The 16,074-nt window shown below is 42.1% G+C and carries 12 protein-coding genes; 11 read left to right on the forward strand and 1 reads right to left on the reverse strand.

Features of this window, described 5'->3' with window-relative positions; translation table 11 throughout:
• Positions 1–41: 41 nt before the first annotated feature.
• The 7 genes from cysD (at position 42) to cysI (ending at position 8,782) form a co-directional block, all read left to right on the forward strand.
• Positions 42–950: a sulfate adenylyltransferase subunit CysD gene (gene cysD, locus QWZ08_RS01675; protein ID WP_290335442.1), complete on the forward strand. Its 909-nt coding sequence runs from the start codon at positions 42–44 to the stop codon at positions 948–950.
• 155 nt (positions 951–1,105) lie between these two features.
• On the forward strand, positions 1,106–2,347 hold the full coding sequence (locus QWZ08_RS01680; protein ID WP_290335443.1) for a sulfate adenylyltransferase subunit 1: 1,242 nt from the start codon (positions 1,106–1,108) through the stop codon (positions 2,345–2,347).
• A gap of 108 nt (positions 2,348–2,455) precedes the next feature.
• Entirely contained in the window at positions 2,456–3,289 is an 834-nt protein-coding gene (locus QWZ08_RS01685; RefSeq protein ID WP_290335444.1) for a serine O-acetyltransferase, read from the forward strand.
• Positions 3,290–3,442: 153 nt separating this feature from the next.
• Positions 3,443–4,354, forward strand: a complete 912-nt coding sequence (gene cysK / locus QWZ08_RS01690; protein WP_290335445.1) for a cysteine synthase A — start codon at positions 3,443–3,445, stop codon at positions 4,352–4,354.
• An 83-nt stretch (positions 4,355–4,437) separates the two neighbouring features.
• Positions 4,438–5,292 (forward strand): uroporphyrinogen-III C-methyltransferase, encoded by an 855-nt coding sequence (cobA, locus tag QWZ08_RS01695; RefSeq protein ID WP_290335446.1) that lies wholly within the window; start codon positions 4,438–4,440, stop codon positions 5,290–5,292.
• On the forward strand, positions 5,276–6,976 hold the full coding sequence (locus tag QWZ08_RS01700; RefSeq protein WP_290335447.1) for a diflavin oxidoreductase: 1,701 nt from the start codon (positions 5,276–5,278) through the stop codon (positions 6,974–6,976). The genes cobA and QWZ08_RS01700 overlap by 17 nt, the downstream gene beginning before the upstream one ends.
• Before the next feature lie 132 nt (positions 6,977–7,108).
• Positions 7,109–8,782, forward strand: a complete 1,674-nt coding sequence (cysI, locus tag QWZ08_RS01705; RefSeq protein WP_290335448.1) for an assimilatory sulfite reductase (NADPH) hemoprotein subunit — start codon at positions 7,109–7,111, stop codon at positions 8,780–8,782.
• Positions 8,783–8,933: 151 nt separating this feature from the next.
• Here cysI and QWZ08_RS01710 read toward each other — a convergent pair whose 3' ends face one another.
• Positions 8,934–9,620, reverse strand: a complete 687-nt coding sequence (locus tag QWZ08_RS01710) for a Crp/Fnr family transcriptional regulator (protein ID WP_290335449.1) — start codon at positions 9,618–9,620, stop codon at positions 8,934–8,936.
• 326 nt (positions 9,621–9,946) lie between these two features.
• Here QWZ08_RS01710 and nirB point away from each other — a divergent pair, with 326 nt between their 5' ends.
• The 4 genes from nirB to QWZ08_RS01730 all read left to right on the forward strand — a co-directional run bounded on the left by nirB (position 9,947) and on the right by QWZ08_RS01730 (position 15,926).
• A complete protein-coding gene (nirB, locus tag QWZ08_RS01715) occupies positions 9,947–12,448 on the forward strand; it encodes a nitrite reductase large subunit NirB (RefSeq protein WP_290335450.1) in 2,502 nt (833 codons plus the stop codon).
• A gap of 38 nt (positions 12,449–12,486) precedes the next feature.
• Entirely contained in the window at positions 12,487–12,843 is a 357-nt protein-coding gene (gene nirD, locus QWZ08_RS01720; protein WP_290335451.1) for a nitrite reductase small subunit NirD, read from the forward strand.
• 205 nt (positions 12,844–13,048) lie between these two features.
• Positions 13,049–14,575, forward strand: a complete 1,527-nt coding sequence (locus QWZ08_RS01725) for an alginate export family protein (protein WP_290335452.1) — start codon at positions 13,049–13,051, stop codon at positions 14,573–14,575.
• A gap of 46 nt (positions 14,576–14,621) precedes the next feature.
• Positions 14,622–15,926: an MFS transporter gene (locus QWZ08_RS01730; protein ID WP_290335453.1), complete on the forward strand. Its 1,305-nt coding sequence runs from the start codon at positions 14,622–14,624 to the stop codon at positions 15,924–15,926.
• Positions 15,927–16,074: the final 148 nt, after the last annotated feature.

A 16,074-nucleotide genomic window follows, 5' to 3' on the forward strand; every position in this document is an offset into this window, starting at 1 on the left:
AAGCTTTGAAAACCGTTGCTTTGTTCGCCCAAAAAATAAGTATGAGTCAACACAGGTTAGATTATTTAGACTTATTGGAATCGGAATCCATCCACATTTTCAGGGAAGTAGCAGGCCAGTTTGAAAGACCAGCTTTGCTTTTTTCTGGTGGTAAAGATTCTATTGTACTGGTGCATCTTGCTTTAAAAGCATTTCGTCCCGGTAAATTCCCTTTTCCGCTGGTGCACATTGATACCGGCCATAATTTCCAGGAAGCATTGGACTTCAGGGATCACCTGGCTAACAGCATTGGTGAAAAACTGATAGTAAGAAGTGTAGCTGATACCATCAAAGAAAAAAACTTAACCGAACAAAAAGGAAAGTTTGCCAGCCGTAATGCGTTACAGACCTATACTTTGCTGGATACCATTGAAGAATTTAAGTTTGATGCCTGCATCGGCGGTGCCCGGAGAGATGAGGAAAAAGCAAGGGCTAAAGAAAGGATATTTTCTGTAAGAGATGAGTTTGGTCAATGGGATCCCAAACTGCAAAGGCCGGAATTATGGAACACATACAACGGACGTATTCACAAGGGCGAGAACGTCAGGGTATTCCCAATCAGTAACTGGACGGAGCTGGATATCTGGAATTACATCAAAAGAAATGAAATCGAATTGCCCTCCATTTATTTTGCACACGAAAGGGAAGTACTCGAATGGCAGGGGCAACTGGTAGCCACATCTGAATTTATCCAGCTGGATGAAACCGATAAAGTATCTGTAAAAAAAGTGCGGTACAGAACGGTAGGTGATATGACCTGTACAGCGGCTGTTGAATCTACTGCCAGCAATATCGATGACATCATCACAGAAATCATCGCTACCAAAACCAGCGAAAGAGGTGAAACAAGAATTGACGACAGGGTGAGCGAAGCAGCAATGGAAGACAGAAAAAAGAACGGATACTTTTAGAAAGTTATAAGTTATGAGTTATAGGTTATAAGTTGAAATACAGGGTATAATTTTTAAAATAGTGTTCAGCTCTTGAAGGATCAAATAATTCATAACTAATAATCCATAACTTAAAACTTATTATTTACAACTAAAGTTTACAACTACATATAACAATGGACATACTCAGATTTATAACCGCAGGCAGTGTAGATGATGGAAAAAGCACCTTGATTGGCCGCCTGCTGTACGACAGCAAATCAATTATGATTGACCAGCTGGAAGCAATTGAAAAGCAAAGTAAAAATAAAGAAGATGGTGAAATTGATCTGGCTTTATTAACCGATGGCTTGCGTGCCGAAAGAGAGCAGGGCATTACCATTGATGTGGCGTATAAATATTTCAGCACACCAAAGCGCAAATTTATTATTGCAGATGCACCGGGTCACACCCAGTACACCCGCAACATGGTAACCGGCGCTTCCAACAGCGACCTGGCTATTATTTTGGTTGATGCCCGCAATGGTGTGGTGGAACAAACACGCCGGCACTCAATCATCGCATCGTTGCTGAACCTGCCACATGTGGTAGTTGCCATCAATAAAATGGACCTCGTAAATAATTCAGAAGATGTGTACAACAACATTGTGATCGATTATGCGGAAGTGGCTACCTCGCTGGGGTTAAAGGATATTAAATACATTCCCATCAGTGCCATCAATGGCGATAATATTGTGGAAAAATCGACGGCTTTTCCATGGTACGAAGGTGAATCTTTATTACATATTTTAGAGAATGTGGAAGTGGCCAACGACATCAATTATACCGATGCAAGGTTCCCCGTACAATATGTTATTCGCCCCCAAACAGAAGCCCTGCACGATTACCGCGGTTATGCCGGTAAGGTAATCAGCGGTATTTATAAAAAAGGCGACAAAATAACTGTGCAACCTTCCGGACTGGAAAGTACCATCAGAGCGATTGAAATTGGTGGCAAGGAGGTGGAAGAAGCCTTTGCGCCACAAAGCGTGGTACTGCATTTAAATGATGATATCGATATCAGTCGTGGTGATGTAATTGTTCTGAAAGACAATCAGCCATCTGTAGAAAATGAACTAGATGTTTTACTTTGCTGGATGGGCAACAAGCCATTGATACCCGGCAATAAATATTTGCTGCAAATCAACAGCCGTGTTACAAGAGCCGTGGTAAAAGAAATAGAATATAAGCTCGATGTAAATTCACTCTTAAAAGAACCGGCACCGGAACAGGCGGGTTTAAACGATATCGTCAAAGTGAAAATTAAAACAGCCTCACCGGTACCATTCGATTCATACAAAAAATTAAGGGTGAACGGCGGCGCTATCTTAATTGATGAAACAAGCAATGTAACAGTAGGAGCTTGTATGATACAATAGGGATTAACTAAAAATTAATAATTAATAATTCTTTAAGGTCGGAATTTCTAAACTTACAACTCATAACTTACGACTTACAACATATAATTATAACTCATAACTAAACAAGTGGATACATCCAACTTCATACAATGCCTCTTTAACCAGCACCAGCAGGCTACTACAGCCTTTCCGGATAAGGAGCTGGCGGAAGAATTTATTGACGGATTTTTTGAATTTTTATTCATACCGCAGAAGCAAAAAAGGATGTCGCAGTATGAGCTTACAAAAGAATTTGAATCGTATAAAAGTCATTTATCGGCACTCATTTATGACGTAAATGCCGATGGTGAGCAAACACAATCCGTTACCGATTTATTTTTTGAAAACATACCGGCTATATACGACCTGCTACTGAAAGACGCTGAAGCAATATTGCAATCAGATCCTGCCGCCAAAACAATTGAAGAAGTGTTGATGGCATACCCTGGTTTTTATGCCACGGCTGTTTACAGGTTTTCACATCAATTGGTGTTGCTGGGAGTAAAAATATTGCCGCGTATTTTTTCTGAATATGCGCATAGCAAAACCGGTATTGATATTCATCCGGGTGCCGAAATCGGGTCATCATTTTTTATTGATCATGGAACCGGAATTGTAATTGGTGAAACCACGCACATTGGTAATAATGTAAAAATTTACCAGGGCGTAACGCTCGGTGCATTGAGTGTGAGTAAAATCCAGGTAAAGCCAAAAAGGCACCCGAGTATCGAAGACAATGTAATCATTTATTCAGGCGCTACCATATTGGGCGGCGATACAGTCATTGGCCACGACAGCGTGATTGGTGGAAACGTATGGCTTACCAATTCGGTGTTGCCTTATTCAATCGTATATCATAAAAGTGAGGTATCAATAAGGGATAATAATCCTTTACCAGAGGCGCTCAATTTTGTAATATAGAAATTGGTCCGGGCCGGTGAGGCAATGGTCATCATTCTTGCATCGCCCTCTTGTACAAAAATAGCTTTGATGAACTTTTACCCTGGCGGAGATAGAACAACAGTTATAATCAAATAATTAAACGTCAACAGACACTAATTAAACCATCATACAATGAAAGCAAACAGCATTTTAGCAACCATTGGCAACACGCCACATGTACGCATCAATAAATTGTACGGCAACCAGCACGAAGTATGGATCAAACTGGAAAAAACAAATCCGGGTGCAAGCATTAAAGATCGTATTGCACTCGCTATGATTGAAGACGCAGAGCTGAAAGGTTTATTAAATAAGGATAGTGTGATTATTGAACCTACCAGTGGTAACACGGGTATAGGACTGGCTTTGGTTGCGGCTGTTAAAGGCTATAAAATTATTTTGGTTATGCCCGAAAGTATGAGCATTGAACGCAGAAGGCTGATGGCTTTATACGGCGCAGAATTTGTGCTGACACCAAGGGAAAAAGGTATGAAAGGCGCCATTGAAAAAGCAGGCGAGTTAACCGCCTCAACACCCAACGCCTGGATGCCACAGCAGTTTGATAACCCTGCCAATACAGAAGTACACCGCAAAACAACAGCCCTGGAAATTGCGACAGATTTTCCCGAAGGGCTGGATTATATTATTACCGGTGTTGGTACAGGCGGGCATATCACCGGCGTTGCGGAAATATTGAAGAAGCAATTTCCCAACCTGAAAGTGTTTGCAGTTGAGCCTGAATTGTCGCCCGTGTTAAGTGGTGGCGCTCCTGGTCCACACCCGATACAAGGTATTGGAGCAGGTTTTGCACCTTCGATTTTAAATAAAGACATTTTAGACGGCGTAATACAGGTAAGCAAGGATGATGCATTTTCATATACACAAAGACTGGCCAAAGAAGAAGGTATTTTAGCAGGTATTTCAACCGGCGCATCACTGGCGGCAGTAGCGAAAAAACTCGCAGAAATTCCGGCAGGTGCTAAAGTACTTACCTTTAATTACGACACAGGCGAAAGGTATTTGTCTATTGAAGGGTTGTTTTAAGTAAAAATTAAAAAGTAAAAAATAAAAAACTTCATATCAACAGAGTCTTTTTATAGTCGAAAAATTAAACTTCCCTTCAGGGGGTGGGAGCGGGCATGAACGAAATCAACCATACCGGTAAAGTAATATTAGCAGGTGCAGGCTGCGGCGATCCGGAACTGATCACCGTAAAGGCGGCACGTTACCTGCAACAGGCGGATGTGGTGTTGACAGACAGGCTGGTTAGCAAAGCAATATTAGACCAGTATGTACGCAAGGATGCCGAGATTATTTATGTGGGAAAACAATGCAGAAGAGGGTACAGCACACCGCAGCAAAGCATCAACGCCTACATCGTGGAATATGCGCTGCAAGGGAAGCTGGTAGTGCGTTTAAAAGGTGGCGATGTTTCCATCTTTTCTAATATCCTGGATGAACTGCAGACGGTGGTAGAACACAATATTCCCTACGAAATTATTCCAGGTGTAACGGCGGCTTTAGGTGCAGCTTCTTATGCCGGAATACCTTTAACGGGCAGGGGGTTATCTACTGCGGTGCGCTTACTTACATCTTATAAATCAGATATTGTAACAGATACTTATTGGCAGGAATTAGCGCAAACAACCGACACACTGGTTTTTTACATGTCGTCGGAAACGCTTGATAATGTAGTTGCCAACCTGGTGAAATACAATATTGATCCACTGAAATTGATGGCAGTGATAGAACAGGCTACAACGCCTTTACAACATGTACACATCAGTTCTTTATACGACTACGAAGTGAATCTAAAAGGACGTTCTTTTATTTCACCCTCGCTGGTCATTATCGGCAAAGTAGTGGCCCTGCATGAACAATATGCATGGCTGCCCGATGCAGCAAGTACTGATCATTATTTTAAACCGGTTCTTCCGGATAATAACCTTTTAAAAGCAGCAACACATGTTGGCGGAGAATAAACTTAAAATTTTTTTAGACCTTATCAAGTCTTCCGGCAAAGAGGAGCTGCTATGGATGAATGGCTACCTGAACGGGGTGGTGCAATCACAGGTACCTGTAACTGCTGCTGTAACTGCAACTACAGACCCGGCGGTGAGTAAGATTACCATCGTGTATGGCACTGAAACCGGCAACTCAAAAAGACTGGCCGCCGATTTTGCAGCGAAAGCAAAACAACAACGCATTCATGCAAAAGTGGTGGGCATGGATCAATATCGCCTGACTGACCTTACAAAGGAAGAATATTTGCTGGCCATTGTCAGTACCCATGGCGAAGGCGAACCACCCATTGCAGCAAAAAAATTCTATGATCATATTCACCAGAATGGGTTTAAACTGGAAAAACTAAAATACAGCGTACTGGCGTTGGGCGATACCTCTTACCCTCTGTTTTGTAAAACGGGCGAGGAAGTAGATGAACAATTTAACAAACTGGGCGGCAGCAGGATAGCGCCCTTGCAAAAATGTGATGTGGAGTACGAAGAAGATGCCAACAGCTGGTTCAACGGTGTATTAAAAAGCCTTTCTACTGCAACAGCCCTTGTGCCCGCTTCAACACCGGCAACCATTGCAGCTAAAAAAACAGGTAAGCAAATCTATTCTGGTACCGTACTCACAAAAGTAAATTTAAACGACCGGGGTTCTAATAAGGAAACCTTTCATATTGAAATAGCAGCGGATGGATTGCAGTACCAGTGCGGCGACTCCGTAGGCATTGTACCTGAAAATCCAACGAAGGTGGTGGAAGAAATTCTTGCGGTTGCTAAAGTGGATGGTACGAAAAAGATTGTCTTTAAAAATGAAGAAGTAAGCATTTATGATCTGTTGAAATATAAGATCAACATTATTTATTTAACTGAACGGTTGGTAAAACAATATGCGGAAATAACCGGTGAAGACATACCTGCAACCAAAATGGATTTGCTGGATTTATTAAAAATTTATCCTGTAAAAGACGCGGCACAATTTGAAACTATTGTGAGTAAGATGAATGCCATTTCTCCCAGGCTGTACACCATCGCTTCTTCACCGTCTGCCCATGAAGGCGAAGTGCATATCCTTGCAGTAAAGGACACTTACACCATCAATGATGAAAAAAGATTTGGCCTTTGCTCCACTTATTTAAGTGAATTGCAGGTGAACACCGAACAGAAATTTTTTATCCAGACTAATAAAAGATTCCGGATGCCGGCCGATGATAAAGATATGATCATGGTTGGTCCGGGTACTGGCATCGCAGCTTTCAGGTCATTTTTATCAGAACGGGATGCAACCGGCGCTACCGGTAAAAACTGGTTGTTCTTTGGCGATCAGCATTTTGCCACGGATTTTTTATACCAGACCGAAATACAGAACTGGGTTGAAACAGGCGTACTGACAAAAGTGAATGTAGCTTTCTCAAGAGACCAGCATTTTAAATTGTACGTGCAGCATAAAATGCTGCAGCACGCCGCTGAAGTATACGAATGGATCAATAGTGGTGCGTCATTTTTTATCTGTGGTACCAAAGACCCGATGAGCATTGATGTAGAGAATACCCTGGTAGAAATTATCCAGCAGCAGGGCAACAAATCATTGGAAGAGGCAAAGAAATATTTGGAATTGATGGAAGAAGAAGGCCGCTATGAAAAAGATGTTTATTGATGTGTAGAAATCGACTGGGGCTGTTCCCACATTGCAAAATGGTATGCCGTACAAGAGGGCGACGCAACGATGCCGCCATGAAAAACAACTGTTCGGGCAACATGTTTTAAAGAATCAGATTAAAAAATTACTATGTCAGAGAAAAATAATTTATCCGCAATAGAAAAAATAAAAACCGCCAGTGATGGTTTGCGGGGTTCTATTCCGCAAAGCCTGCACGATGAAATTACCGGCGCTATCCGTGAAGACGATACCGCAGTGATCAAATTTCACGGCATGTACCAGCAGGATGACCGCGACAGGAGAGAAGAACGTGCGGAAAAAAGACTGGATCGCTTGTATACTTTTATGATTCGCCTTCGCTTGCCGGGTGGTTTTATCAGTGCAAAAAAATGGATTGCGGCCAATGAAATTGCGCTTGACAACAGCACAGGCGTAATTAAAATCACCACGCGGCAAACCATACAGTTGCATGGATTGATCAAATCAAAAATAAGGCCCACCATTCAGTCTTTTAGCCAGGCTGGTCTTGATTCTATTGCTACCTGTGGTGACATCAACCGCAATGTAAGTTGTACCTCTCACCCGGGCGAATCGCCGATACATGCACAGGTATTTGCCTATGCAGATAAAATCAGCAATTACCTGATGCCTAAAACAAAAGCTTATTATGAAATATGGCTGGATGAAGAAAAGATAGCGGAGAAGAATGAAGAAGAAGATCCATTATACCAGGACAGGTACTTACCCAGGAAATTTAAGATTGGTATTGCCATCCCACCTAACAATGATGTGGATGTTTTTACCAATGATCTCGGCCTGGTAGCCATTATAGAAAATAATGAATTAAAGGGCTTTAATATCGCCATTGGTGGCGGACTGTCAACCACGCATGGCAATGCTTCTACTTACGCAAGATTGGGTACCACCATCGGCTTTGTTGATACCGAAGAAAAAGTAATGAGAGCTATTTATGAAATCATTACGGTGCAGCGTGATTTTGGTAACCGCAGCGACAGGAAACTGGCCCGGTTAAAATATACCCTTGACAAAATGGGCGTAGATGCTTACAGAGCAGAAGTGGAAAAGCGCACCGGTTTTAAACTGGAGCCGGCAAGACCTTATGAATTTACGCAAAGGGCTGATCGTTATGGCTGGTTACAGAACGCACAAGGCGTTTGGTACTACACCTTATTTGTGGAAAACGGCCGGGTGCTGGATGATGAAAAGCTGGCGCTGAAAACAGCCCTGCTGGAAGTGGCCAGAACCGGCAAATGCAATTTCCTGTTTACCTCCAATCAAAATATGATCATCAGTGATGTAGCGGATAAGGATAAGGCTACCATTAACGAAATACTCGAACGGTTTAAAATTATTGAACATACAGAAGCCGCCAGTCACCTGCGTAAAAATGCAATTGCTTGCGTAGCATTGCCAACTTGTCCGCTGGCATTGGCGGAGGGACAACGTTACCTGCCCACGCTGATTTCTAAAATTGAGCCGCTTGTGGTAAAACATGCGTTACAGGATGAAGGTATCATTATGCGCATGACAGGTTGCCCCAACGGTTGCGGCAGACCGTACGCTGCGGAAATTGGTTTTGTAGGTACTGCCGTTGGCAGGTATAACCTCCACATTGGTGGAGACAATGAAGGTGAGCGCCTGAACACGTTGTACAAGGAAAGCCTGGATGAAGCGGGGTTGTTGGAAGAACTGGATATTTTGTTTGCGGCCTTTAAAAAAGAGAGAAAAGGAAAAGAAAATTTTGGGGACTTCTCTTACCGGAAATATGTGCAGAAAAATTAAATTATTATAACAGATGGATACTTGTCCAATCAAAAAAATCTGTGCCTTATTGGGTGCAGATTTTTTGTTTCAGCAGCATCCCAATTGGAAAACCACTGAGGAATATAGAAGCCTTGCAATACCTCACCTGTTTCTATAATACACTTTTGATTCATTCATCTTTCGTAAACCCTTCCAAAGCTTCCTGGTTCAAAATCGTAATCTTCTTCCCATCTACTTTCAACAGTTGTTGTTCAGCCAGGTCGCTCATAATTCTAAAGACGGTTTCATAAGTGGTGCCAGCATATGATGCCAGGTCCTGCCTGCTCAGCAGAATGTTGATGTGGCCATCAGGCTTTACCCCAAATTTGTTTTGTAATAGCAACAGTGCATTGGCCACACGCCCTTTTACGCTCATGTGCGCCAGGTTACGCATTTTGCGTTCAGATTGTTTTAACTCTTCCGCAAAAAACAGCATCAGCCTTTGCATAAAATCATAATTGATTTTTAACGATGACATAAAAAAATCCAGCGGAATAAAACAGGCCGTAACGTTTTCAAGTGCTGTACCAGATACAGGATAAATATTATCTGCACCCAGGCCCCTGTGCCCAACGATATCTCCGTTTTTAGCAAACCGCACAATCAATTCCTTTTGCCCCCATTGCTTGTGCACTTTTACCGTGCCGTTGTTTACAAAATAAATCCCGGTCATCACATCTCCTTCGTTAAAAAGCAATTCACCTTTCTTTATGGATACAATTTTTCTGTTTGCGCCGATAGCAGGCAGCCACTCCGGAATACACAACTGACAATACATGCAGCTTTTTAAATCGCAATCCTGCTTTTGTTTTTTCATATAGTTATAAATAATCTATGTTATTTAGTGTAGCCCCAAAATTAGCTGATTAGCCCGAAAATAATTTTTTGTGCGGTAAATGGAACATTTTTGGGCATAATGTTGCAATAGCCAGATAAATTAGACATCATATTTTTATATTATGATTTATTATATATTTATATTAAAATAAGATATATTTGTTTAATTGCTTAAAACGGCGTAAAATTGTGATACAAATCATAATAATAGAATTTTTTAGTCGCCATACTGAAAATAATTATTAAATAGATTTATTTTTAATACGATTGCTTGCTATAATTTTTCAATCTGCTAAACAGGGATTTATGAAAATTATAGTTGTTGGAAACGGAATGGTAAGTTACAAGTTTTGTGAAAAACTTATCGCAAAAGGAAATACAGCATCTTTTGACATTACGATATTTGGAGAAGAGATCCGGCCCGCTTACGATCGCGTTCACCTGAGTGAATTTTTTAGCGGAAAGTCAGCCGATGATCTTTTGATGGCACCGGCTTCCTGGTATGCCGAAAATAACATTATCCTTCATACCGGCGATCCTATCCAGCAGATTGACCGGTCCAATAAAACCGTTCATTCTTTTAAAGGTATTACCCAATCATACGATGTGCTCATCCTGGCTACGGGTTCTTCCGCATTTGTTCCACCGATCCCGGGCGTTGAAAAAGATGGCGTGTTTATATACCGCACCATTGAAGACCTGGAAATGATGACGGCTTATGCTAAAAAGGCGACAACCGGTGCGGTGATCGGAGGTGGTTTATTAGGCCTTGAAGCTGCCAAAGCAATGATTGATCTAGGAATCACCGACACACACGTAATAGAATTTGCTCCCCGTTTAATGCCCCGCCAGATTGATGAAGCCGGCTCAAATATTTTAAAGGCCAAATTACAAACGCTTGGTTTAAAAATTCATACCAGTAAAAACACCGCTGAAATTACCGGCAATGGTTGTATTGATGGAATGCTGTTTTCAGATGATACAAAAATTGATGTGGATATGCTGGTGATATCTGCGGGAATCAAGCCAAGAGACGAACTGGCAAAACTTAGCGGCTTGGAAGTAGGCACCCGCGGCGGAATTGTAGTCAACAATAAATTACAAACAACAGATCCATCAATTTACGCCATTGGCGAGTGCGCCTTGTTTGAAGGCATGGTGTACGGCCTGGTAGCACCGGGTTATGAAATGGCGGATGTGGTAGCAAGTAATTTAACCAATGGTGGTAAAGTGTTTGGAGCTTATGACATGAGCACCAAACTAAAACTAATTGGTGTGGACGTTGCAAGTTTTGGCGATCCTTTTGTTGCGGGCGATAATGTACGCAGCGTAGTTTTTGAAGATACCATGAAGGGTATCTACAAACGCATCAATATCACCGGTGATGGTAAACAATTGCTGGGTGGTATTTTAATTGGCGATGCGGAACAATACAATATGTTGTTGCAAACGGTAAAAAATAAAGTAGTGCTGCCGCCGAATCCCGAAGATGTTATCCTGGGGTCAAGAGGTGGTGAAAGCGATGGCGGCGCCGGCGTATTAAGCCTGCCGGATGAGGCCATTGTTTGCAGCTGCGAAAGTCTTACTAAGGGTATGATATGCAGTGCGGTAACAGAAGCTGGCTGCGAAACAATTGACGCCATAAAAAAATGCAATAAGGCCGGAACTGGCTGTGGTGGCTGTGTTCCGATGGTGAAGGATATTATGCTGCATACCATGAAAGCGCAGGGAAAGTACGTGCGCAATGTATTGTGTGAGCATTTTAATTACAGCCGCCAGGAACTATTCGACCTGGTAAAAATTCATGAATTAAAAACCTATGATGAAGTGTTGGATCATTTAGGCAAGGGTGATGGTTGTGAATTATGCAAACCCCCGGTAGCTTCTATTTTGGCAAGCTTATGGGGTGAAATGATTTTGAAGAAAGGCAACGACACGGCGCAGGATAGCAATGATCGTTTTTTAGCCAACATTCAAAAGGGGGGGACCTACTCCGTTGTTCCAAGAATTCCGGGGGGAGAAATTACACCCGATAAACTGATTGTGCTTGGGCAGGTAGCCAAGCAATATAATCTCTACACAAAAATTACCGGCGGCCAGCGCATCGATATGTTTGGTGCACATCTGAACGATTTACCTGCTATCTGGGAGAAGCTAATTAACGCTGGTTTCGAAAGCGGCCATGCTTATGGAAAATCGTTGCGTACAGTAAAAAGTTGCGTGGGCAGTACCTGGTGCAGGTTTGGCTTGCACGACAGTGTGAGTTATGCCATTCGCATTGAAGAGCGTTACCGCGGACTGCGTTCGCCGCATAAAATCAAGGGCGGTGTTAGTGGCTGCATTCGTGAATGTGCTGAGGCAAAGAGTAAAGATTTTGGCATTATCGCTACCGAAAAAGGCTGGAATTTATATGTATGCGGCAATGGCGGCAGCAAACCACAACATGCATTGTTACTTGCAACTGACCTGGATGATGAAACCTGCATCCAGTATATCGACCGCTTTTTAATGTTCTATATTAAAACTGCCGATACGTTGACAAGAACCGCAACCTGGCTAAACAAAATGGAAGGCGGCATAGATTACCTGCGCAATGTGGTAGTCAACGACAGCCTGGGCATGTCACAGCAATGGGAAGCTGAAATGCAGGTGCTGGTAGATTGTTACAAATGCGAATGGAAAGAAGCGATTGAAAATCCGGAGATCAGAAAGCGTTTCAATCATTTTGTAAATGCGCCTGAAGTAAAAGATCCCACTGTTGTTTTTGAAGAGATGCGGGACCAGAAAAAGGTTCGTGACTGGAAATAATCTCAAGCTCTTTTTATTAACTCATAAAAAATAAATCCATGTTAGCTACAATTGAAAAAAATATTACCTGGTTTTTAGCCTGCAAAACCAATGACGTGCCAACCAACGGTGGCGTATGTGTTAAGTACAACGATGACCAGATTGCACTGTTTCATTTTGCAAGAAGAGGAGAGTGGTATGCTACGCAGAACGAGTGTCCGCACCGTCAGCAAATGGCTTTAAGCCGCGGCCTGATTGGCTCTCAAAGCGAGGAGCCAAAAGTAGCTTGCCCGTTTCATAAAAAAACATTCTCCTTAAAAACAGGCGAATGTTTAACCGGCGATGAATGCAGTATTAAAACCTATGAAGTTAAGGTGGAAGGCAACAACGTATTTATAGGCGTTGCTCAATCATGATCTGCTGTATGACTATTGATAAAACAATTTTTTTCAACCTTCAAAATTCTTTCACACTTATGAAAAAATAAAAGCGAAAAAAATTAACCACGATGCTTCTTTTTAAATAAGCATTTTAAAAAAAGTGGACCCGGAAGAGTCGAGTCTGTCCGGGCCCTAATTCAGAAAGGCAAGTAATCACCTTCAAAATCAAACCAAATTTAACATGAAAAAAATTATCAGGCAATTATCGGGGGCAGTACTTTTTTTCTGTCTGCTGCAACCGGTAAAGGCTCAGCTAACTGTCACGGGTCAAATCAGAACAAGAACAGAGTTTAGAGATGGCGTTGGGACGCTAAAACCAGCAACCAACAACGCCGCCTTTTTTACATCGCAAAGAAGCAGGCTCACCTTCAATTACAAAATGAACCATATTATATTCCAGACATCATTGCAGGACATCAGGGTTTGGGGGCAGGATGCGTCTACCATCAGCAATGCGGACGGAAGTAAATTAGGTGTGCACGAAGCCTGGGCAGAAATTGCATTGGCGAATAAAAAGGATACTTCCTTCACACATTCTGCCGTGGATTATTTTGGCGTAAAAATCGGCCGCCAGGAATTATTGTATGATGACAGCCGTCTACTTGGAAACCTGGACTGGCTGCAGCAGGCACGCCGCCATGATGCCATTGTATTTAAATTATTAAACAAAGGCTGGCAGGCAGATATGGGTTTTGCCTTTAACCAAAATACTGATGCCTTTAACTACAACGGCACTTTTTATACGCCGGCAAATGTATCGCCCTATGTAAAAGACAGTCGTGGTAATTTGGCAGCCACACCCGCCGCTTTTATTCCATTGAGCAATGCAGCCGGATTGAGTTCAAAGACGGGTTCTCCCTCTTTACAGGCCAATCCTTCAACCAATGGTTTGTACCAGGATTATAAAGCGATGCAATTTTTATATGTCGCCAAAACTTTCAATAAAACAAAACTTACCGGGCTGGTACTGGCGGATCATTTCGGAAAATACATCAATGACTCTGTTAAAAATATTGCAGGCTCTGATACCGGCTATATTTACGGAAGACGCTTCAACCAGAAAGGCGTTAACAGCAGGGTTACAACCGGTATTTTATTAAACAGTATTTTAGATAAGAACAAAGCTTTTGCTTTAACAGCGGGTTTTTATTACCAGGCAGGTAAGGACAGGGATGCACAAAAAATAAGCGCCTATACTTCCACAGTCTCACTTGCCTACACAAAAAATAAATTTACCTACACTGCAGGATGGGACTATGTTTCAGGTAATGATGCTTTCTCTTCTTCCACTACCAATCATCGCTTTGATCCCTTGTATGGCACACCACATAAATTCTGGGGATTGATGGATTATTTCTATGTGGCTACCGGCTCACCTACAGGTGGTTTAAGTAATCCTTTTGCAAAGGTTAAATACAACAGCGCAGCCAAACGCTTTACTGCCGCACTGGATTATCATTATTTCAGTCTGGCTAAGGATCAAAAAAATACCGCTGGTACCGCCATCAATAAATACCTGGGTAGTGAGTTCGATTTGGTAACAACCTATGCGCTGAATAAGGTAACGACATTAGAATACGGATTTAGTGTAATGGCGGCAACAAAAAGCATGGAGTATGCAAAAAATATTACGCCTAACTCAGCAAAGCTTACAGGTACGTGGACTTATTTAATGATTACCATTAAACCTGAGTTCTTATTTAAATAACCGGTTACTGTTTAATAGAAATATTTCATCCATAAAAAATTAACACATGTCATCTATCATAAATAACCACCCACTTACCAAATTAAATGTGCTCAGTTTTAAAGGCATTCAAATGCGCACGTTTCATATTACCTGGCTAACCTTTTTCGCCTGCTTTTTTGGCTGGTTTGGACTGGCGCCTTTAATGCCTTCCATCCGTGCTGACCTGGGCCTAAGCAAAGGGCAGGTAGGTAACACCATTATTGCGGCAGTATCTGCCACCATATTTGCCCGCTTGCTGATTGGTAAATTATGCGATAGCTGGGGACCAAGAAAAACGTACACAGCTTTGTTATTGATCGGCGCTTTCCCGGTGATGTTGGTGGGACTGGCGCATAGCTATACTTCATTTCTTTTATTTCGTTTAGCCATTGGTGTTATCGGTGCTTCTTTTGTTATTACACAGTTTCATACTTCAGTAATGTTTGCACCAAACATTAAAGGCACGGCCAATGCAGTTGCAGGCGGCTGGGGTAATTTGGGTGGTGGTATTACCAATATGCTGATGCCCGTAATATTCGCTACTATCGTGGGTTTTGGCTACACAAAGGCAGAGGCATGGCGCTACGCAATGATCATTCCGGGTGTGATGTTACTGATCATGGCGTTTGTATATTTTAAGTTTACAAAAGACACGCCTGAAGGAAATTATGAAGACATCAATCGTGTAAAAAAAGCATCTGGCAAAACAGACTGGAGCATTTTAAGCGACTGGCGTGTGTGGAGTTTGGCATTGGCTTACTCCGTTTGTTTTGGTATGGAAATTACATTTGATGGCGTGGCTGCATTGCACTTTACTGATACCTTTAAATTGAGCCAGGGTTCAGCAGGTTTTTGGGCAGGGGCTTTTGGTTTCATGAATATTTTCGCCAGGGCGCTGGGTGGTATTTCTGCCGATAAAGTGGGTAAGAAATATGGTATGAAGGGTAAGGGAATTTTACTGGCGATCATGTTATTGCTGGAAGGTTGCGGCATCATTCTTTTTGCCAAAGCAGGTTCTTTGCCGATGGCAATTGTGAGCATGATTTCATTTGCTTTGTTTCTTAAAATGGCCAACGGAGCCACCTATGCGATCACACCCTTTGTGAACGAAAAAAATGTTGGTATGGTAAGCGGTATTGTAGGTGCCGGCGGTAACGTGGGCGGTATGTTGTTTGGCTTTTTGTTTAAATCATCTACCATTACTTACCTCGAAGCATTTCAATACATCGGCTTTGCCGTAATCGGTGTTTCATTGATTGTACTGGTTACAAAATTTGCGGTTACAGAAAAAGTAGTTGAGGTGAGTGCTGCGGAATTGCAAACAGTTTAAAAATGTCTGATGTCTGATTTTTTATGATTACTACTGTAATGAGAAGAAGAGAGGTCAAAGTATTTTGCTGGTGTTACCAGCAAGAGAAAATCGCTTAGGTGTAGACATTCCGAAGCTGCTGTAACATAAGCAAGCTCAGCAAAGCGAT

Origin of the sequence: Ferruginibacter paludis, from assembly GCF_030409685.1 — a bacterium.
GTDB classification, from domain to species: domain Bacteria; phylum Bacteroidota; class Bacteroidia; order Chitinophagales; family Chitinophagaceae; genus Ferruginibacter; species Ferruginibacter paludis.

Excerpts from the sequence above, each read along its gene's own strand:
- QWZ08_RS01710 (WP_290335449.1), bottom strand. The coding sequence starts at position 9,620 with ATGAAAAAACAAAAGCAGGATTGCGATTTAAAAAGCTGCATGTATTGT.
- nirD (WP_290335451.1), top strand. The coding sequence starts at position 12,487 with ATGTTAGCTACAATTGAAAAAAATATTACCTGGTTTTTAGCCTGCAAA.
- cysD (WP_290335442.1), top strand. The coding sequence starts at position 42 with ATGAGTCAACACAGGTTAGATTATTTAGACTTATTGGAATCGGAATCC.
- QWZ08_RS01700 (WP_290335447.1), top strand. The coding sequence starts at position 5,276 with ATGTTGGCGGAGAATAAACTTAAAATTTTTTTAGACCTTATCAAGTCT.
- QWZ08_RS01725 (WP_290335452.1), top strand. The coding sequence starts at position 13,049 with ATGAAAAAAATTATCAGGCAATTATCGGGGGCAGTACTTTTTTTCTGT.
- QWZ08_RS01730 (WP_290335453.1), top strand. The coding sequence starts at position 14,622 with ATGTCATCTATCATAAATAACCACCCACTTACCAAATTAAATGTGCTC.
- nirB (WP_290335450.1), top strand. The coding sequence starts at position 9,947 with ATGAAAATTATAGTTGTTGGAAACGGAATGGTAAGTTACAAGTTTTGT.
- cysI (WP_290335448.1), top strand. The coding sequence starts at position 7,109 with ATGTCAGAGAAAAATAATTTATCCGCAATAGAAAAAATAAAAACCGCC.
- cysK (WP_290335445.1), top strand. The coding sequence starts at position 3,443 with ATGAAAGCAAACAGCATTTTAGCAACCATTGGCAACACGCCACATGTA.
- QWZ08_RS01680 (WP_290335443.1), top strand. The coding sequence starts at position 1,106 with ATGGACATACTCAGATTTATAACCGCAGGCAGTGTAGATGATGGAAAA.